Source organism: Acinetobacter dispersus, from assembly GCF_009884975.1.
Lineage (GTDB): Bacteria > Pseudomonadota > Gammaproteobacteria > Pseudomonadales > Moraxellaceae > Acinetobacter > Acinetobacter dispersus.
This window is the reverse complement of record NZ_CP041970.1, coordinates 1,700,861-1,721,110: the sequence shown is the minus strand read 5'-3', so window position 1 is coordinate 1,721,110 and position 20,250 is coordinate 1,700,861. Positions and strand designations below refer to the sequence as shown.

Genomic DNA, 20,250 nt, shown 5'->3' with positions numbered 1-20,250 from the left:
TTAATGATTTATCTTTAATCGTATAAAAATATTGAAGTAAAGCTAAATAATTTCAATGATTAGATTTAAAAAGAGAAATACAGATTTTTTACGATGGGTGAAAAGTAATAAATCTGAAAAACAAGAGGGGGCGTTATGTCTGAGCTGATCGATCATGAAGTGGTCGTTATCTTTAAAAAGTATTTATACCCGCTCTCTGCCAAACTTACAGAAATGCTGAATGAGCATTTTAGTCATCAGACTGAACGTCGGGGTTGCGGTTATACACAAGCGACGCGTGTCATTGCAGAGTTTGTTTCTCAAGTTCGAGATCCAATCGGGTTTCAGGATTTGCGTATTTTTGAAGATTATGACAGCAAAGGTTTAAAGAATATCTTGAACCAGAGTGCTTCCTATGGATTGGAACTTGATTCGTGGCGCAACTTAGATGTTAACCCAGCAGTTCAACAATGTTTGCAACGCTTAAATCCGCAAGAAACCTTTGCCCAAAATCTGCAACAGGAAGTTGATTTTCAAGCCAAGTTAAGAACCATTCATCAATATGCAGAACTTGAAGAGAGCCAGCTGATTTGTCAGCTTCTTAGCGATATTATTCTGCCGCAAAAAGCACAGCAGATTGGCATGATTGAGTGTCAGGCTTTAGAGGAAAAGCCCAAGGTCGGCTCTTGTCCAATGGCGGAAAAATTTTTCTTACGTATCGCACACCACCGTTTATTACGGCAGGGCGAAATCAATATTTTTGTGGATGAGCATGATCAACCCATCATGATGGAAAAATTGAATATGGGGGATAATCACTCTTGCATCAGCTTAGTTCCCTTGATGATGAACGGTGTTCGTTTGCCTGCCGGAAGTCTGTTTTCAACACATTATGAAATCGAGCAGCTCGAAAAGCATAAAAATAAGCAATATAAAGGCTATGTGATCCCGATTGCCGAGATGAATGGTTTTTGGTTTTTACGTTTAACAACTTTGGCTGTGTCACCTGAAAATCGTGCTCGGGCATTTGGATATCACTTTAAACAACAGGTCGATAATGGATTATTTAGACCTGATACAACCGAATTGAGTCAGCTGATGGAAATTGCGCGTGATCAGATTTACGTAGGGCATCCATGCTAAAAGCTTGTTATTCTCCACGCTATTTTGCAAAAACGCATACCAATAGCATGGAAAAACTCACTGCTGTTGCGGATGTATTACGTGCTCAACAGATGGTTGAATTGATAGACCCAGGCAGCATTGATGTTGAGCTATTAAAGAAATTGCACAATCCACAATATGTGGAAGCATTTTTATCGGGACAATCAGCATTTGCCACCATACAAGGGTTTAAGCCATGGAATGAGCAGCTGCGTGATGCAATTTTATCAGTTCAGGCAGGGCAATTGGTCGGGGCGGAAATTGCATTCAAAGAAGGTGTTGCTGCCAATATTGCTCAGGGATTTCACCATGCCAGTTATGAATCAGGTGCAGCTTACTGTACTTTTAATGGTTTAGCATTGGTTGCTAAGCAATATCCAGAAAAACGTATCTTTGTTTTAGATTGTGATCAGCATGGCGGTGATGGCACAGCTATTTTCACCAATCGAATGACCAATCTGATTAATTTTGGAATTTTTGGAATCCGTTTTGGCTGTAAGGCCAGTGAGCGGAGTTTGACGCGTTATATTCACCCTAAACAAGGTAATTTCGATTTATATCGTGAAGCGATTTTTGAGGCATTCCAATATGCTTCGCGTTGGGAGGCAGATTTAATCATTTATCAGGCAGGTATGGACTGTCATCAACATGATAAATACGGCTCTAAATGGTTTAGCACCGAGCTATTATTCGAACGTGATCGAATTGTCTTTGAGATGGCCAAGAAAATGAAAATTCCAATACTGTTCGTTTTGGCTGGGGGATATCAGGCATTGGATGATTTAGTGCCATTGCATGTAAATACTTTTAAAGCGGCGAATGAAATCTATTTTCCTTAAGTAAAAATACAAGACATAAAAAAACGCTCAGCTGAGCGTTTTTTCTATTTTTTCTATCGCAGTTTTGCTAACCAATCACCGAGCATTTGTACCATCTGAACCAACAGTAATAACACGATGACTGTTAAAATCACGACACTGGTGTCGAAACGCTGGTAACCATAAGAAATTGCCAAGTCACCAATACCACCCGCACCAACAGCACCTGCCATTGCAGTTGCACCGATGAGCGAGATCGTACCCGTAGTCAAATTCAGAATCAGAGAGCTACGTGCTTCAGGAATAATAAATTTAAAGATAATTTGCCAAGGTGAAGCACCCATTGCTTGTGCGGATTCGACAATGCCTTCATTCACTTCAAGTAATGAAGTTTCAATTAAACGACCTAAATATGGGCCGACATAAATGGTTAAGGGCACAATCGCAGCCCAAGTCCCAATCGATGTTCCAACCAACATTTTGGTCAGTGGAATAACAGCAATCAATAAGATAATGAAGGGAAGGGAACGTAGTGCATTCACAATTGGGTTTAGGAAATAATAAATCGCGCGATTTTGTAAGATGCCACCCGTACGGGTAACCACCAAGGTAATGCCTTGGATAAGTCCCCAAATACAGCCAAACAGCAGCGAGAAGAACACCATTTGGAAGGTTTCTTGTAGTGCAGTAACAAATTGGTCGATGGATAAGGAACTATGCCAAAACGGAGCGGTGACTTGAGTCAACCATTGTACGATTAAATCTCTCATTGGCTAACCACTCCAGACTGTTCAACTTTCACGCCTTGAAGCTCAAGAAATTTAACAGTTTCTTGAATGGTCAGCGGATCACCTAAGAGTTGGATGAACATTTGTCCAATCACGGTGCCATTAATTTCGGTCATGTTCGCGAAAAGAATATTCAGACTGATATCAAATTGCTTAATCGCAGCCTGAATCACGGTTTCCTGCGCTGATGTACCCAAGAATTGCAAACTATAGATGCTATTGTGATGTTTATGCTCAAGATTATTCAGAATATTGATCGGCAACTGTTGTTGTAATACGGTTTGAATAAAGGTTTTAGTGGTAGGGTGTTGTGGCTGACTAAAAATATCCAGTGTCGGGCCTGTTTCAATCACATGACCTGACTCCATTACCGCCACATAATCGCATACCGATTCGATTACATCCATTTCATGAGTGACCATGACAATAGTGATGTTTTGTTCTTGATTGATCTTTTTTAATAGCGCCAAAACAGATTTGGTGGTTTGTGGATCAAGTGCAGATGTTGCTTCATCACAGAGTAAAATCTTTGGATGATTTGCCAGTGCACGAGCAATCCCGACACGTTGTTTTTGCCCACCTGAAAGTTCATCAGGATAGGCATCTTTTTTATGTTTGAGATCAATGAAATCAAGCAATTCAGCGAGACGTTTTTCTCGCTCTGCTTTGCTATGACCTAATAATTTCAGCGGTATTTCAATATTTTCAGACACAGTTTTGGTCTGAAGTAAATTGAAGTGCTGAAAGATCATGCCGATATTTGCACGTTCTTGACGAAGTGTACGCGCATCCATTGCGGTAAAATCTTTTTGATTAATGATCACTTGTCCCTGAGTCGGGCGCTCAAGTAAATTAATCATACGGATAAGCGTACTTTTACCTGCACCACTGTAGCCAATAATGCCAAAGATACTACCGTCTGGGATCTCTAAATTGATCTGATCCAGCGCGTTAATCGTTTGACCTTTCAACTGATAGTGTTTCGAAATGTTTTTAAATTGGATCATGTTCGTCAATACTATGCAAAAAAGAAAAAACAGGCAAAATCACTTTGCCTGTTTTATTTGGGGGTATTATATTACGAATTCGCTTCTGTGAGGTAGCTTGTTGGTTTATTTACGTCAACTTTAGTACCAGCAAAGTGTTCTTGAACATATTTCTTCACTGCTTCCGTATGATAAAGCGCGCCAACTTTTTGGAGTACTGCATCATCCTTACGTGATTCAGCAGTTGCCAATACATTGACATTTAATTTGGTGCTTTGATCAACTGGTTCATAGTAGATTGCATCTTTAAGAACGTTTAAACCGCCTTCCATTGCAAGTGTATTACCCAATAGAATCGCATCAACTTCATCTTTAACACGTACAGCTGTTGCCATTTGAATTGGTTTGATCACGATTTTTTTGCTGTTTTCGATAATGTCAGCAGGCGTGCCTTTTACGGGGTCGAAGTCAGCTTTTAATTTGATTAAGCCAGCACTTTGTAAAAGTAATAATGCACGTGATTCATTGGCACCGTCATTTGGAATCGCAATGGTTGCGCCTTCAGCAAACTCTTCAACTTTCTTTACTTTGCTTGAGTAGATACCCATTGGTTCTAAGTAAGTGGTTGAAACAGGAGCAATCTTGTCTTTATTTGCAGCATTGAATGCAACAAGGTAAGCGTAAGATTGGAATGCGTTCAAATCAACTTCTTTATTCGCGGCTGCAGTGTTCATTGCAACGTAGTCTGTGAAGTTCTTGATTTCGAGTTTAAGTCCAGCGGCTTTAGTTTCTGGTAATGTTGCGATATAACGCCAAATATCAGCGTCTGAACCTGTAGAAGCGATTACAACGGTTTGTAATGCAGCAGCATCACCTTTTTGTTCAGTAGATGCGGTATCTGGTTGTTTACTGCAGGCTGCAAGTAATAACACAGATACACTTAAAAAAAGACTAATCAGCTTTTTCATGTATAAATCCTAATCGGAAAATGTCGAGAAAATCATCATTTCTCTAGCATTAATGATTGCAATAGGTTTGTATGTTGTAAATTGACATCGCACTCAAAACAATCCCTGAATTATTCTTAAAGTTTGAACAAGTGTGATAGATCTACAACATCCGAAAAGTAGATGAATATTCATGTTCCAATTCAGTATATACAGATAGGAACCAACTATTCATCTCATTTTCAAATCAAATTTGGATTTAGCTGCAATTTGTTTTGTTAGGTTCAATATTCTAGACATTTAAAAATAATGAAAAAGAATATACAGTTAACATAAAAACAACATCTAAAATTTCGGCAATCATAGCAATAATTTATGGGCGGTTATAGTGGAACAGCTTGTACTTCGCAGCTTAACAACCTGCTTGCTAGAAGAAAATTATGGCCTAAGTAAATATAAATAAATGATAGTTTTATAAATTTTTCCAAAAATATAAAGAGAGGAATCAGTTGAATAATAAATATATATTTTTCTGAATTTTATATTTAAATAATGAATATAGAATTCATATTTATGCGGTTTATGGAATAAAAAAAGCCTTCCGGAGAAGGCTTTTTTGCTCAACAAAGCTTATTCAGCTTTTTCACGAGCAATTGCGCGGTACCCGATGTCACTACGGTATTGCATACCTGTAAAGGTTACTTGACCGCATACCTCTAGTGCATTGATTTGTGCTTCAAGTACGGTATCACCCAGTGCAGTCACACACAGTACACGACCACCCGCAGTAATCACATGTCCATCAGCACTCATCGCCGTGCCTGCATGGAAAATCTTGGTGTCTTCTGGAGATTGACCAAGACCTGAAATCACATCGCCTTTGCGTACAGTTTCAGGGTAACCACCAGCAGCAAGAACGATACCAATCGATTTGCGCTCATCCCATTCAGCTTCGCTTGGCAAGTTACCTGCAATACCAGCCTCAACCAAATCAACTAAAGATGATTTTAAGCGCATCATGATCGGTTGAGTTTCAGGATCACCAAAGCGACAGTTGAATTCGATCACACGTGGTTGACCTTGTTCATCAATCATCAAGCCTGCATATAAGAAACCTGTATAAACGTGACCATCCGCAGCCATACCATCAACGGTTGGGCGCATCACTTCGTTCATGACACGTTCAAACACTTCTGGGGTTACCACTGGTGCAGGAGAGTAAGCACCCATACCGCCAGTGTTTGGACCTTCATCGCCTTCAAAAATACGTTTGTGATCTTGTGAGGTGGCCATTGGCAAAATGTTGTTGCCATCGATCATACAAATGAAGCTTGCTTCTTCACCAGCGAGGAACTGTTCGATAACAACACGTGAACCTGCATCACCAAACTTGTTACCCGCAAGCATATCGTCAATCGCAGCAAAAGCTTCTTCGTTGGTCATTGCCACGATTACGCCTTTACCTGCAGCTAGACCGTCCGCTTTAATTACGATAGGTGCGCCATTTTTTTCAACATAGGCTTTTGCTGCATCCACTTCAGTGAAAACGTCATAAAAAGCCGTCGGAATGTTGTGGCGTTTTAAGAAGTGTTTGGCAAATGCTTTAGAACCTTCAAGCTGTGCAGCGTACTGGGTTGGGCCCCAGATTTTTAAACCTGCTTCACGTGCTGCATCTACCACACCATTGACTAATGGTGCTTCAGGACCAACAATCACCAATGCAATATCATTTGCTTTTGCAAATGCGATGATTGCTGGATTGTCTAGAATATTAAGCTCTACGTTTGTACATTTATCTTCTGTTGCTGTGCCTGCATTACCTGGCGCAACGAAAACTTGAGTGACTTTTGCATCTTGTGCGATTTTCCATGCAAGTGCATGTTCACGGCCACCGCTACCCAAAACTAAAATATTCATTATTAAGTTATTTCCCTTTTTCAGTATCTAAGAATATACCTGTTCAGAATAAAAAAGTCCCCCTTAACCTCTCCCTTACGGAACTACAATCGTTCCTCATCTCCTGAGAGGAGAGGGAACCCATATTGATATTGGTGTAGTCTCCCTCCTTTTAGGAGGGAGATTTAGAGGGAGGTAAATAAGATGGAATTTTTAAAGTAGTATTAGTGACGGAAGTGACGCATACCTGTGAACACCATTGCGATACCAGCTTCATCCGCTGCTGCAATGGTTTCTTCGTCGCGCATTGAACCGCCTGGTTGGATAATACATTTAATACCAGCCTTAGCCGCATTATCAATACCATCACGGAATGGGAAGAATGCATCAGATGCCATTACCGCACCTTCAACCACTAAACCTGCATGTTCAGCTTTAATCGCTGCAATACGTGCTGAGTTGACGCGGCTCATTTGACCTGCACCTACACCAATCGTTTGACGATCTTTTGCATAAACAATTGCATTTGATTTCACATATTTCGCTACTTTCCAAGCAAAGATCAAATCATCAATTTCTTGTTCAGTTGGCGCACGTTTGGTCACAACTTTAAGATCATCTTTAGTGATCATGCCTAGATCTTGGTCTTGAACCAATAAGCCGCCATTCACGCGCTTATAGTCAAGCTGTGCTGCACGAGCGTCAATTGCTGGAAGCTCACCACACACCAACACACGTACATTCTTTTTCGCACCTGTGATTTCAAGTACACCATCCGCAACGCTTGGTGCAATAATCACTTCAACGAATTGGCGATCTACAATTGCTTGTGCTGTCGCAGTGTCCAATTCACGGTTGAATGCAATGATGCCACCGAAAGCAGATTCAGGATCGGTTGCATAAGCAAGATCATAAGCTGCTTTGATACCATCCAATGAAACAGCAACGCCACAAGGATTTGCATGTTTAACGATGACACAAGCAGGCTTCGCAAATGATTTCACACACTCAAGTGCTGCATCGGTATCTGCAATATTGTTATAAGAGAGTTCTTTGCCTTGTAATTGCTTCGCGGTAGAAACAGATGCTTCTTTTGCATTTTCTTCTACATAGAATGCTGCGTTTTGATGCGGGTTTTCACCATAACGTAAATCTTGTGCTTTATTTAGTTGGGTATTGAAGGTACGTGGGAACAGATCCGCTTCACCTTCAGTTTTGCCAACACGCGCGCCTAAATAAGATGCGATCATGCCATCGTATTGTGCAGTGTGCTCAAATGCTTTTACCGCTAAGTCGAAACGAGTTTCGTAAGAAAGTCCACCATTTGCTTTTAATTCAGCAATCACTGTGTCGTAATCAGCTGCATTCACGATAATGCCTACTGAAGCATGGTTCTTTGCAGCGGCACGAACCATCGTCGGACCACCGATGTCGATATTCTCGATTGCATCTGCAAGTGAACAGTTCGGTTTTGCTACTGTTGCTGCGAATGGATACAGATTTACAATCACCAGATCAATCGGATCGATGTTGTGTTCTTGCATCACTGCTTCGTCCAGACCACGACGAGCTAAGATGCCTCCATGAATTTTTGGATGTAATGTTTTTACACGACCATCCATCATTTCGGGAAAACCTGTATGCTCAGAAACCTCTACTACGGCGATATTGTTGTCTTTAAGCAACTTATATGTACCGCCCGTAGATAAAATTTCTACCCCTAGAGCTACAAGATTTTGAGCGAATTCAACGATTCCGGTTTTATCAGATACAGAGATTAAAGCACGTTTGATAGTCATGATTTTAGTCAACAGTTTGAAGTCTACAGATTGAAAATAAAAGGCAAAAAAAATGCCCACGAGAACGTGAGCATTTTATCAATTATTCACTCATTAAACCGTGAGCTTTTAACTTTTTGCGTAAAGTTCCGCGGTTAAGGCCTAAAATCTCAGCGGCACGTGTTTGATTACCGCGAGTATATTCTAAGACCACAGATAAAAGAGGTTTCTCCATTTCTGCTAAAACCATGTCATAAACTTGAGATGGTTGCTCACCTTGCAATTGTGCAAAATAATGACGAACTGCGCGATCTACATGGATGCGAAGAGCGACATCAGATTGAGCCGTAAAAATAGGAGATTTGCTATTCATGCGTTTTAATCCGAAAAATCAAAATATCACTTGGGTAAAGTGATATAAATGTGGTCTAAATTACTGAGTCCTGTTTTAGATCCTAAAACAGTGACTCTAAAACAATGGGACTATTAGCTTGCCACAAATCCTCGAATTGTGTAAAAAATAAGCGTAACAATAGTTAAATATTTGTTACAGCCTACTTTTAAAAACAAAAAAACCAACAATGCGCTTATGGGATAGAAGCACAGTTCGTTTAACGATTTTATTGTCTATAAATAACGAGGAGTAAGTAGGTCAAAGCATTCGTGGCGCGTATCATACCACTGTCAGCGAAAAAGTGAGCAAATTAACTTCACTTTTTTTTGTTTTTTTGTCACTTTTTTGAGCTTTTAGGGCTGTACAAATTCTAAACTATAGTCATTAAAGCTATTTTTGCTTTTTGGAAGAGTAAATTCGAAGCGAAAAGGGCTGTTGGTTGGAATACGTTGAATCGTTTTCAAACTGTCGACTAAATAATCTTGTGGTTTGAGCATTACGTTAAAAACGGCTTCGTCGTTTTGTTTGAGCACGACTTTAATAGGTGGTAGTGCCACACTATTTTCGTGGTGATTCAACAGCACACCAGAAAAAACGGTTGAATCTTTCTCGGCCTGCTTAATTTTTACTTTTTCAAAGCTGAGGTATTTATATTGCTCAGTACTGGTTTTGCATGAAAAAATGCTGCATGCATAATTAAACATTTGATTCAGTGCTGGGCTTTCATGCATCAGTTTTGGGTTGAACCATAGAATCTGAAATGCAAAAACTAAAATTAAAGCAATATTGCCCATACCCCACAAGGTGTAATACAGCCACCCATGCTGTTTGTCATTGTTCTCATGATCGATCAACAAAGTATCTTCAGATAGATTTAAATTGGGTAGGGCGGTAACGGGTTCGGTATTAAAGTAATTCAGATTATTGAGATAAGTTAATAAATCAATATTTGAGTTTTCAATTTTCTGATCGAAGATTCGCAAAATCTGCATTTGCTTTTCTGCAAAGGAGCTATCAGGTTGAATTGAAGAAAAGAGTGAGCGATTTGTCGGAGTGGGGATATCTTCGCTTTCTGATTCTAATAAATTGGTCAATGCATTAAAGTTAATCACGCATTTCGGACAACAAACCATGCCCTGTGCAACACTGAGTTGTGAAAGGGTCACTTTGTACACAGTTGAACATTTAGGGCAGCGGGTTTGTTTTTCACTCATAAGTAACAATGTTCTCAAATTGTTGTTTTACGTTTTCCTGAAATGCGACACCAGTTTTCTTCACGCTTTTCAATCTCTAATATATCAAAAAACTGTGAGTAAACACTAGAAACATCAGCAACTTGCTCTTCAATTACACCTGCAAGTGCGAACTCACCCTCATTTTTTAATAAAGTTGAGAATTCAGGCGCAAGCGCCATTAACGGTGCCGCTAAAATATTTGCGACAAGGACGTCTGCTTGTTGTGGTTTAAATTCTTGATCAAATTCTTCTGGTAATCCTACATAAAGACGATCAAGTACACCATTCAAATCTGCATTTTGTTTTGTAGCAAGTACAGCTTGCGGGTCAATATCCGTTGCATAAACTTTTTTTGCACCTAATAAAAGTGCCGCAACGCCTAAAATACCTGAACCACAACCATAATCGATTACGATCTTATCTTTTACATCAGTTTTACCTAACCACTGTAAGCATAAAAAGGTACTCGCATGGTTGCCCGTACCAAATGCAAGACCTGGATCTAACTTGATGTTGGTTGCATCTGCTTCTGGCGGTTCTAACCACTCTGGAACGATCCAGTATTTTTCACCAATTTGAATTGGCTCGTAAAAATCCATCCATGCACGTTCCCAGACTTGATTTTCCAAGTATTGGTGGCGCATAGGAACATCTGGAAGTTGTACTTTGAGGAATGCTTCTAAAGTGTCGACATCAATTGGGTCATCTTCTTCTTGTTGATAAATGCCCGTGACGATGACTTTATTCCAAAGTGGTGTTTCTCCTGGAAGTGGCTCTAGCAAGGCTTGATCTTCTGCATCATCCAAAGTAACACTTACCGCACCCAATGACAGGAGTAATGTTTCGGTGAGTTCAACTTGATTTTGATCAACAGTAATATGAATTTGTAGCCAGTTCACAGGAAAACCTAAATAAATGTATTTGTGCGTATTGTAATAGATTAAAACTTATTAAAGGGATTATAAAATAGACAGATTACAATTTTAAGCGCAAATATCTCAGTAAGTGGGTGTTATGAGATTGTTTTTGTAGCCAATAAATAAAAAAGAAGGTCATAAAGACCTTCTTAATGATTATTGCAATTAAGGTGCTGTCTGCTCAACATCTGGTGCAACTGGAGGTGCTGGAGCCACTGGTGGGGCCTCTACAGGTTCAGTTACAGGACGAGGTGCAGATTGCGTTTCTGAAAGACGGCTTTGTGTTTCAGGTGTCGCATTATTGGCAGGTGTTGGTGGTTGGAAGGATAATTTACCTGCTTCATTCGGTTCACATGAACCATTGAAAACAACGCCTTTATATGCAAAAGAAACTGGGTCACCTTGTTTTTTGCCTTTACAAACCTGCTGATATTTCTTGGTTTGCTGATCTTGGGTTGCCTTGGTATCTGCATGTGCAGCTACGCTAAAACATAGGCCACAAATAAGAGATGAAAATAAAAGCTTTGTGTTCATGTCATTTTCCTAAAGTATTTGTTATGCACTTTTTAGGATAAGAAACTGAACAGATAAAACAGTGGTGTTCAAGTTAATAGTGATGATTCGCTGTGTGAAGTCTAAGAGGAAAATGCAACAGAAGGTTTCTTTTTGTGTATTCTGTAGCCAGAACAGTGGCTTGAAACCTACAACAATGTTGATGGTTTTTGCCAATTTAATGGAAAACTCCTATATAATACTCTGTCATTTTTTGAATACACATTTACCACTATGCACTATCCTAAAGTTTACGACGTTATCGTAATTGGTGGCGGTCACGCTGGTACGGAAGCGGCGCTTGCTGCTGCACGTATGGGAAGACAAACATTATTGTTAACGCATAATATTGAAACTTTGGGGCAGATGAGCTGTAACCCTGCGATCGGTGGTATTGGTAAATCACATCTTGTCCGCGAGATTGATGCACTTGGTGGTGCAATGGCACTCGCTGCTGATAAAGGTGGTATTCAGTTCCGTATCCTAAATTCTCGTAAAGGTGCGGCTGTGCGTGCAACACGTGCGCAAGCGGACCGAGTACGTTATAAAGCTGCGATTCGTGAAACTATAGAAAATCAGGCGAATTTGGATATTTTCCAACAAGCAGCAGATGATTTAATTGTAGAAGGCGATACTGTTAAGGGTGTTGTCACTCAAATGGGTATCCGTTTCGATACTAAAACAGTGGTATTGACGACAGGAACATTCTTGGGTGGTGTGATCCACGTTGGTTTACAAAACACAAGTGGTGGTCGTGCAGGTGATCCGCCATCAATTGCATTGGCTCATCGTTTACGTGAGCTCAAATTACCTGTTGGACGTTTAAAGACTGGAACGCCACCGCGTATTGATGCACGTAGTGTTGATTTCTCAGTAATGACGCCACAACCTGGTGATTTCCCATCGCCAGTGATGTCATTCATGGGTGATGCGTCAATGCACCCTGAACAAGTCAATTGTTATATCACGCATACCAGTGAAAAAACCCACGAAATTATCCGTGGTGGTTTAGACCGTTCACCAATGTACACTGGTGTAATTGAAGGTGTTGGTCCACGTTATTGCCCATCAATTGAAGATAAAATTCACCGTTTTGCCGATAAAGATTCACATCAAGTGTTCTTGGAGCCTGAAGGCTTGGATACTCATGAGCTTTATCCAAATGGTATCTCGACTTCTTTACCATTTGATGTGCAGTTCAATTTGGTGCGTTCGATCCGTGGTATGGAAAATGCGCATATCCTTCGTCCAGGTTATGCGATTGAATATGACTATTTCAATCCACAAGCGTTGAAATTCACACTTGAAACCAAAGCGATTCAAAACTTGTACTTTGCTGGTCAAATTAACGGTACGACTGGTTATGAAGAAGCGGGTGCACAAGGCTTACTTGCAGGTTTGAATGCGGCACGTCGTGCGTGGGAACAAGAAGAATGGACACCGAAACGTGATCAAGCATATATGGGCGTATTGGTCGATGACCTGATCACTTTGGGTACCAAAGAACCGTATCGTATGTTTACTTCACGTGCGGAATACCGTTTGATGTTACGTGAAGACAATGCCGATCAACGTTTAACGTCAATTGGTCGTGAACTTGGCCTAGTTGATGATGCGCGTTGGGCTGCATATAGCGAAAAAATGGAAGCAGTTGAGCGTGAAACCTCTCGCTTACAACATTTATGGGCTGCGCCAAACAACCCAATGGGTAAAAAATTCGTTGAAATGACGGGTGCTGATCTCAGTAAAGAATGTAGTGCGATCGATTTGTTGAAACGCCCAAATATCAACTTTGCTCAAATTGCTGAATTAACGGGTTCAGAAGTATCTGAACATGTGGGTGAGCAAATTGAAATTGCAGTGAAATACGAAGGCTATATTAATCGTCAACATGAAGATGTTGCGCAATTAAAGCGTCTTGAAGAAACTAAGATTCCTGCTGATTTTGAATATGATGGTATTTCTGGTTTGTCGCGTGAAATTACCTTGAAGTTAAAAACAGTTCGTCCTGAGACTTTAGCGCAAGCAAGTCGTATTCCGGGTGTTACACCAGCTGCAGTTCAGTTGGTGATGATTACTATCCGTAAAAACAATATGGCGAAGAAGTCGGCTTAAACTTTTATTCGACACATTGAAATAAACATTAAAAAAACACCCTTTATAAAAGGGTGTTTTTTTCTTATAGATGTTCTTATAGGTCGTATTTAATTATGGGAGATGAGTAAATGAACAATTGGATAATTTTATTCATTGCGATTACTGCAGAAGTGATCGCAACATCTGCCTTAAAAAGTAGTGAAGGTTTTACTAAACCTGTTGCGTCTATCGTGGTTGTAGTTGGCTATGTAGTTGCATTTTATTGTTTGTCTTTAACCTTAAAGACCATTCCTGTAGGCGTTGCTTATGCGATTTGGTCTGGTGTCGGGATTGTTTTGATTACCACCGTGGCTTGGTTTGTATTTGATCAAAAGCTGGATATCTGGGGAATTATTGGTATTGTCTTGATCATGAGCGGTGTACTTATCCTTAATTTGCTGTCTAAAACCAGCTCGCATTAATTTTCTAATAATAAAAAACCGAGCTGTATTAGCTCGGTCCTAAATTAAGTTTTCAGAGTTAAATTATCGACCTGCGAAATCAAATATGCCATTGATATGAAAAATACGATTCAGTGTAGGATTCTTTTCATCTTTATAAAGTAATGGTGTATTTGAAAAAGTTACTTTGGTATTTGAGGTATCATAATTAATTCCTTGGCAAGGATGGTTTTTATCACAGCTAAAATTGTTTTCAAAACGTTTTAGTAATCCTGTAGTAATATCAACCCCTAATTTAATTTCTTTAAAGTTAATTTTTTCGATACTGTTATTGAGAAGGGTTACTTGAAGGGTGTCGTTTCCAAACTCCTGTTTATTATTATTGATTGTATCAAAGTACAATGCAGGTTGGTTGAAAGGAGGGATATATGTATTTTTATCATCAGGTGTGATTGTAAATTGTGTAAGTGGCTTATTTACTGTTATTGAACCATCTAACTTAAGATTAGTTGCGATGCACTCTGAGGGTGGATTGTGTATTTGTTGATATTTTGTCTGATTAAAAGTTAGATTTACCTTGTCTATAGTTTCTTGTACTGTAATAGAGAGTGGATTTTGGACAGGAATGTTGGTGTCAATGAGGTCTAGACACCCAATTGTTGGCAGTGCTTGATAGGATTTGGTATAAACAGAGGAATTCGACCCATTGTTGTAAGTAGTTAGTGTGGTAAATAAATCTGATTTAAGACCTTGATTAATTCCATTATCAGTATATGTGTTAAAAGTAACACTTGTGGATTCTGGTTCGTAAATTATACCGATTGGAGAGATTGGTTGACTATTTATTGAAAGATTAACTTCACTTGTTTTTCTGATGTTTTCAAATGTTTGAGGTGGGGTAGATAGTTTTCCTATTAATTTCCCATTTAATGTCATGAAGCGTTTGGTAGTATTAGTCGAACCATCTACAGTTAGGTTTGGAGTAGATAGTTTTGTATTGTTAAATATAATTTCACTATTACCTGTTTTATCATCAAAGTTTAATTGAATGTTTTTGCAAACATCATAGAATGACTTGCTGCAAGCATATTGCATAGATCCTATTTCTAGTTGACCAGTTTTGATCCTTTTACTACCAATTGAAACGGCTAATATTTCTTTAAGTATTGGGTCATAATTAACATGGAGTGTCTTATTCGTATCGTTTTTATCGAAATTGTAGCTCAAAATAATTGAGGTACTTTCTTTGTCAAAATGATGTGTAACTGAGTATGCATTTACTTCATCATTCTGATTGCTACTTCTATTTGAAATTTGAATGATCGGATCTGCATCTTTTTGCAAACTTAACGTACTTTGAAACTCAGTTGTAAAGGGTGTTAAGAATGGGGTCGTGTCTTCAGTTATTTTACTATCATTTCTATCCCCACCACCACAAGCTGAAATTATAACTGCTGTGGTTAAAATGGTAATACAAGATTTAATCTTTAACATTTTTAGTTTTCTACATGGATTATTTTAGAGAGGAATAATATCTATTAATGATGTTCTTTCAAAGTGTTTTAAATAATTTTTGTGATTAAAGCCCAATCAAAATGATTGGGCTCAGTAGGAGGCACAAGAGGATATTTATAACGCTACCTCAATCCCTTGTTTTAAATTCTGTTGATCAAATTGTGTATTGGCATCAATTTGAGCATAGGCTTTCGGTAATAACCGACGTGCTACCCGATTTACTCTTTTTTCCAACCATTTCGGCATGTTGATCGCCAAGGGATTAGTTTCCGTTACTGATACATCAGTCATGACTCGCGTTCCCATAATGTAATCAAACCATGGCTTAGTCACACACCAATTGGCATTTTGATTGCTAGTCATGTGGTGATCATAGTGCCAAGGAATCCGTTTTTTTGCGAATTCTGGGTCTAGGTGTGATTTGGCATGCACTTTCCAATAATTCCAAATGCCATAGTACAAACCTGCGGTAAAGAAGGGTGCAACGGGCAGAAAAATCGTGGATGCAGCAGCTAAGCCGATGAGTGCTGATTTCTCATTGTACATCTCAGAATTTTTAAACATTGACTCAGCATAGCCCTCATCATGAAAGCCATTTAAGCGAGCGCGTTTGTGATGGGCAATATGGGTAAAGAAGGGGCTGTTTCTATTTTTGCTTGGAAATTCATGTAACCATACTTTGTGAAAGTACCATTCCATACCATTTGCAACAAAAACACCTACTGGAAAACCGATCATGCTGGATTACCTCGTCTAACATAGATCGAATTTTAAAAAGAGAAGCGCAAAAAGTTTTGACTGATCTGACAGTTTTAAGCTGCCTATCCAATCAATTTAAGCCTGTTTACGTTGTCGATATGCTGTAGGTGTCTCTCCAGTCCAGCGTTTAAATGCTCTTGAAAATGCTGAAGGTTCGGAGAAACCTGTGAGATAAACGATTTGATCAATACTTTCCTGTGTCTGGGAGAGTAAGCGACGCGCAAGGCGTTCACGATAATGTGCAATAACTTTTTCGTAGCTGGTATTTAACAGTTGTAGATCTGCTCTTAAGCTACGAGTGCTACGTCCCAAATACTCAGCAATGATGTTTTGATCAAATTCTCCAGACTCTAATAAACCACTGGCCAAGATTTTTTCGATTTCGTTTATAAGCTGGTGTTTGTTTAATAGCTCAAGCTGTGAGGCAGCATGATGTTCATGCACTTTTAACAGTTCAGGTTCATGTGCAGCAGAGGGTGTTGTTAATTGTGCTGAATCAAAGCAAATGTAGCCATTATCTTGACCGAGTTTGACAGGACATCCCCATATTTTCTGATATTCCTCTTGATCTGCTCCGTTTAGATACGGCAAACCGATTTCAAGTGGTGTAAATGTTTCGTCACTAATATATTTAAAGAAGTTCAGTAGAATGCCGATTGCACATTCCAGATAATGCCGAACAGGATGATTGAGCCCTGAAATCATTACCCTATGTTCATTTATCATTTCTAAGTTAAATGACATGGCATCGGTGAGTAAGGCCTGATATCGAATGGTTCGTTTGAGACCTTCACCAAATGTTGCGCTACTTAGAAAAAGATATTCAATCACTTGCCCGCGAAAGGGTGGAACATTGTGACCGACATGTAAACCAATATCGGGATCATGACTAATTTGTTCTGCTGCTTGCCAAAAGCGTTGCTGTGTAGCGTTGTCACGCCGTACGAATTTATCAGGTGGCTGATCGGGTAAATGAACACGCGCAAATATGGCAGCGGCATCTAAATTCATCTTTTGCATGGTTTGATAAACCATCCATAAAAAGATGCCTGCATCACTGGTTTTTTTTGAAGTCATAAAACAGGGAAAATACGAGTTTTAAAACAATATACGCTGTTATTTTTAAGATAGAAATGGATTGCAACTAAATCAAAAGGGGAAAGGTACTTATACGCTGATAAGTACCTTGATTAAAAGGCTTATTCAGTCACTTCAACGGTCACGCTGTATGTATAAGATTGAGCGATCGGTTGTTTGGTATTATCTGTATTTGCTTCAGGATAAGCAGTGGTAATGAGATAAATACCTGCTTCATTGAATTTCACTTCAACTTCACCTTTGGCGTTGGTTTTCACATGCGGCTGATCACGTTTTGCATTGGGTTGGTAACTGCTTGCACCTTTAAACACATCAACTTCTAAATTTGGCACTGGTTTACCATCCATTAAAACCTGAGCCTTAAATGATTCACCCGCATACAGTTCATTTGGATGGGTGATAAATTTGAATTCAAAGCCTTTGTTGGTCACTGCAGGTACAGCACTTGGTTTGCCCTTGGTGATAAAACTTTCAGCAATATAGGTATTGATGGTTTGAGCCGTTTTTGCATTTGCAGGAATTTGGTCTTCAGCAATAAAACGAGGTGGTTGATTTGCTGGTGCTTGAGGCGCTTTTTGCTCTGCATTATTACCTTGTGGCGGCATCGGGTTTGCATTCGCAGGGCGTTGAGGGCGAACACGTAACCAACGACCATCAATCAATGCATATTTGGTTGGGTTGCCTGCCGCATTTTGCGTACGAAGACGATAGGTGCCATCTGTGGTTAAATTGACTTCAGCGATATTGAATTTTTTTAATTCTGCTGCTGCTTTAATGGTTTCAGTTTTTCCTTCAGGCGTTGTCACCTGATAATCTGTTTTAAAGTTACGGCTTGGAACAAAGAATTTTTCAACAGTGATTCCACTTTGAAAGCTGACGTTATCTGCTTTGCTGTCAAATACTTCTGGCAATAAAAAAGGGCTTGCTGTGTGAGCAAAGCTGAATGTTGGCAGTGCAGAAAATAAGGCAACAGTAAGTAGATGACGCATGAAGAATTCCTTAAAAGAGAAATAAACAAAAATGCAAAAGAATTGCTACAATCTACTTGATAACGAGTATCAGTTGCAATATTATTTCGATAAATTTTTAATCGTTTTTATGCCATTAGACATCTAAAGATGAACACGTTATTTTTCTCCCTAATGTGTATCTTAAGTGAATGGAATGTTTTTGATTTTATTGAAAATAAAACAGTTTCACTTTCATGTTCTTTTGGTTGTAATTCATGCGTGAGACCAAGCCATTTGCTTTTGATAAAGCGCATGTATTGGCTTAGGTAAATCTTAGAAAAGGAACCTTAACGATGTCATCAACGCAACAAGCTTTTCGCCCAATTCAAATTATATTTCGTTTATCACCGTTGATGGCAGCTATCGCTGTATTCATGTCGCCAATTACAGCAACTCAGGCCAATGAAAATGCTATAAAAGACCCTCAGATATTACAAGCATCCATTCAGACGCCAAGTTATAGCTTTCATCAAGATCATATTTTAGGAACTTCTTTAGATGTTGTTGTAACTACTGTGCATCAAAAAGATGCAGAAAAGGCATTACAGGCAATTCAGAACGAAGTGGCACGTTTGGATAAGATTTTATCGGTGTGGCGTGATGACAGTGAAATCAGTCAGCTCAATCGTGAACAGCAGATCGAAGCTTCTTCTGAACTTTATGAGGTAATTGCTGCTTGTGAACAATGGCGTAGTGCGACCTGTGGTGGTTTTGATGCACGTTTAGGCCAATTGATTCAGCTATGGGAACAAAGTCATCAGGTACAAAATCTGGATGATCAAACCCAAGAAGCCTTATTACGCCAGTTAAAGACACAGAGTATTGAGTTAAATCCAAAAACTAAACAGATTAAGCTTGATTCAGCCGTCAAAATTGCACCAGATGCCTATGCAAAAGGCTATGTAATTGATCGGGCGTTGATTGCTGCTAAACAAGCCGTGCCACATTTACAGGGGATTTTGATCGATATTGGTGGCGATATGCGGGTGTGGGGTCAATCACCACAACAAGCGGGCTGGAAGATCGGTATTCAAGATTCAAATGAACGCTTTGATAATACAGCACCAACACAAGTTTTAAATATTAAAGATCAAGCTATTGCTTTTAGTGGACAAGGCTATCGTTCGTTGGCAGGCCAATCGCATTTGCTCAATCCACAAACAGGTATGCCAATTCAGAACGTAGAGCAATGTGTCGTGGTCGGACAGTGCGCTGCAGATGCGGATGCTTTGGCAACGGCTTTAACAGCAATGTCACCTCATGAAGGCATGCAGCTGATTGAACAATTGGTTGGTTTTGAAGCCCAGTTAGTTGCGAGTGATGGCAGCAGCTATCAAAGTTCAGGTTGGTCTACGCTTTTAGATGCCAATCAACCTGCGATCATGCGACATGTGGCTGCTAATGGTGCAGCAACGGCTTGGCCTAAAGGTTATCAGGCTCAAATTGAAGTGAATATTCCAAAACTTGCCGTTGATAATTATCGTGCACCTTATGTTTCCGTTTGGGTGACAGACAGCGATAAAAAATTAGTTCGTACGCTTGCCGTTTGGGGCAAAGATGAGAAGTGGTTGAATTCAAACTATGTATGGTGGCGCCGTTATGGTCGTCAAATGCCAAACTTGGATGCAGTGGCTAAGCCATCACGTCAACCAGGGCAGTATCGTTTAGCTTGGGATGGTAAAGATGAGGCTGGTAAAGCTGTAGATGCGGGTAAATATTTAATCCATATTGAAACCTCTCGTGAGCATGGCGATCATTCTTATCAAAGCTTCGAGTTAGAAGTAGGGCCAAAAGCGGTAACAAAAACACTTCCTGCACAGGCAGAAATTGGTACGCTGAAATTAAACTTCCAACGTGGTGCTTAATTAAAAGCCCCA

Annotated in this window: 18 protein-coding genes; 5 read left to right on the top strand and 13 right to left on the bottom strand. The window is 39.6% G+C overall.

Annotated features, from left to right (window positions below; all coding sequences use genetic code 11):
* Positions 1–135: 135 nt before the first annotated feature.
* A complete protein-coding gene (locus tag FPL17_RS07930; RefSeq protein WP_159884361.1) occupies positions 136–1,122 on the top strand; it encodes a hypothetical protein in 987 nt (328 codons plus the stop codon).
* Positions 1,116–1,982, top strand: a complete 867-nt coding sequence (locus FPL17_RS07925; protein ID WP_159884359.1) for an arginase family protein — start codon at positions 1,116–1,118, stop codon at positions 1,980–1,982. The genes FPL17_RS07930 and FPL17_RS07925 overlap by 7 nt, the downstream gene beginning before the upstream one ends.
* A 53-nt stretch (positions 1,983–2,035) precedes the next feature.
* Here the strand turns inward: FPL17_RS07925 and FPL17_RS07920 are convergent, their stop codons facing one another.
* From FPL17_RS07920 to FPL17_RS07880, 9 genes are all read right to left on the bottom strand, one after another.
* The gene (locus tag FPL17_RS07920) at positions 2,036–2,731 is read right to left on the bottom strand and encodes a methionine ABC transporter permease (RefSeq protein ID WP_004654491.1); all 696 of its coding nucleotides are present in this window, start codon (positions 2,729–2,731) and stop codon (positions 2,036–2,038) included.
* Positions 2,728–3,756, bottom strand: a complete 1,029-nt coding sequence (locus FPL17_RS07915; RefSeq protein ID WP_005189850.1) for a methionine ABC transporter ATP-binding protein — start codon at positions 3,754–3,756, stop codon at positions 2,728–2,730. Before FPL17_RS07915 ends, FPL17_RS07920 begins: the two co-directional genes overlap by 4 nt.
* Before the next feature lie 71 nt (positions 3,757–3,827).
* Positions 3,828–4,703 (bottom strand): MetQ/NlpA family ABC transporter substrate-binding protein, encoded by an 876-nt coding sequence (locus FPL17_RS07910; protein ID WP_005151915.1) that lies wholly within the window; start codon positions 4,701–4,703, stop codon positions 3,828–3,830.
* Positions 4,704–5,312: 609 nt separating this feature from the next.
* On the bottom strand, positions 5,313–6,599 hold the full coding sequence (gene purD, locus FPL17_RS07905) for a phosphoribosylamine--glycine ligase (RefSeq protein ID WP_005189848.1): 1,287 nt from the start codon (positions 6,597–6,599) through the stop codon (positions 5,313–5,315).
* A gap of 203 nt (positions 6,600–6,802) precedes the next feature.
* Positions 6,803–8,377, bottom strand: coding sequence for a bifunctional phosphoribosylaminoimidazolecarboxamide formyltransferase/IMP cyclohydrolase (purH, locus tag FPL17_RS07900; RefSeq protein ID WP_159884357.1), 1,575 nt, complete (start codon positions 8,375–8,377; stop codon positions 6,803–6,805).
* Positions 8,378–8,459: 82 nt separating this feature from the next.
* Complete coding sequence (gene fis, locus FPL17_RS07895; protein WP_001086304.1) at positions 8,460–8,729, bottom strand: DNA-binding transcriptional regulator Fis; 270 nt, start codon at positions 8,727–8,729, stop codon at positions 8,460–8,462.
* A gap of 374 nt (positions 8,730–9,103) precedes the next feature.
* On the bottom strand, positions 9,104–9,964 hold the full coding sequence (locus tag FPL17_RS07890) for a DUF3426 domain-containing protein (protein ID WP_159884355.1): 861 nt from the start codon (positions 9,962–9,964) through the stop codon (positions 9,104–9,106).
* A 14-nt stretch (positions 9,965–9,978) separates the two neighbouring features.
* Complete coding sequence (gene prmA, locus FPL17_RS07885) at positions 9,979–10,884, bottom strand: 50S ribosomal protein L11 methyltransferase (RefSeq protein WP_159884353.1); 906 nt, start codon at positions 10,882–10,884, stop codon at positions 9,979–9,981.
* Positions 10,885–11,067: 183 nt separating this feature from the next.
* Positions 11,068–11,436, bottom strand: coding sequence for a hypothetical protein (locus FPL17_RS07880; RefSeq protein ID WP_005189842.1), 369 nt, complete (start codon positions 11,434–11,436; stop codon positions 11,068–11,070).
* Between the two features lie 252 nt (positions 11,437–11,688).
* On the opposite strand from FPL17_RS07880, the gene mnmG reads away from it, so the two are divergent.
* On the top strand, positions 11,689–13,569 hold the full coding sequence (gene mnmG, locus FPL17_RS07875; RefSeq protein ID WP_159884351.1) for a tRNA uridine-5-carboxymethylaminomethyl(34) synthesis enzyme MnmG: 1,881 nt from the start codon (positions 11,689–11,691) through the stop codon (positions 13,567–13,569).
* Between the two features lie 110 nt (positions 13,570–13,679).
* Positions 13,680–14,012 carry a DMT family transporter gene (locus tag FPL17_RS07870; protein ID WP_005189836.1) on the top strand — a complete coding sequence of 111 codons (333 nt, stop codon included), beginning with the start codon at positions 13,680–13,682 and terminating at the stop codon, positions 14,010–14,012.
* 63 nt (positions 14,013–14,075) lie between these two features.
* Here FPL17_RS07870 and FPL17_RS07865 read toward each other — a convergent pair whose 3' ends face one another.
* The 4 genes from FPL17_RS07865 to FPL17_RS07850 all read right to left on the bottom strand — a co-directional run bounded on the left by FPL17_RS07865 (position 14,076) and on the right by FPL17_RS07850 (position 18,352).
* Positions 14,076–15,485 carry a hypothetical protein gene (locus tag FPL17_RS07865; RefSeq protein WP_159884349.1) on the bottom strand — a complete coding sequence of 470 codons (1,410 nt, stop codon included), beginning with the start codon at positions 15,483–15,485 and terminating at the stop codon, positions 14,076–14,078.
* A 135-nt stretch (positions 15,486–15,620) separates the two neighbouring features.
* Positions 15,621–16,244 carry a sterol desaturase family protein gene (locus tag FPL17_RS07860; RefSeq protein WP_159884347.1) on the bottom strand — a complete coding sequence of 208 codons (624 nt, stop codon included), beginning with the start codon at positions 16,242–16,244 and terminating at the stop codon, positions 15,621–15,623.
* 96 nt (positions 16,245–16,340) lie between these two features.
* Positions 16,341–17,342 (bottom strand): AraC family transcriptional regulator, encoded by a 1,002-nt coding sequence (locus FPL17_RS07855; RefSeq protein WP_159884345.1) that lies wholly within the window; start codon positions 17,340–17,342, stop codon positions 16,341–16,343.
* A gap of 122 nt (positions 17,343–17,464) precedes the next feature.
* Positions 17,465–18,352, bottom strand: coding sequence for a DUF4198 domain-containing protein (locus FPL17_RS07850; RefSeq protein WP_159884343.1), 888 nt, complete (start codon positions 18,350–18,352; stop codon positions 17,465–17,467).
* Positions 18,353–18,666: 314 nt separating this feature from the next.
* On the opposite strand from FPL17_RS07850, the gene FPL17_RS07845 reads away from it, so the two are divergent.
* Positions 18,667–20,238, top strand: a complete 1,572-nt coding sequence (locus tag FPL17_RS07845) for a DUF2271 domain-containing protein (RefSeq protein WP_159884341.1) — start codon at positions 18,667–18,669, stop codon at positions 20,236–20,238.
* Positions 20,239–20,250: the final 12 nt, after the last annotated feature.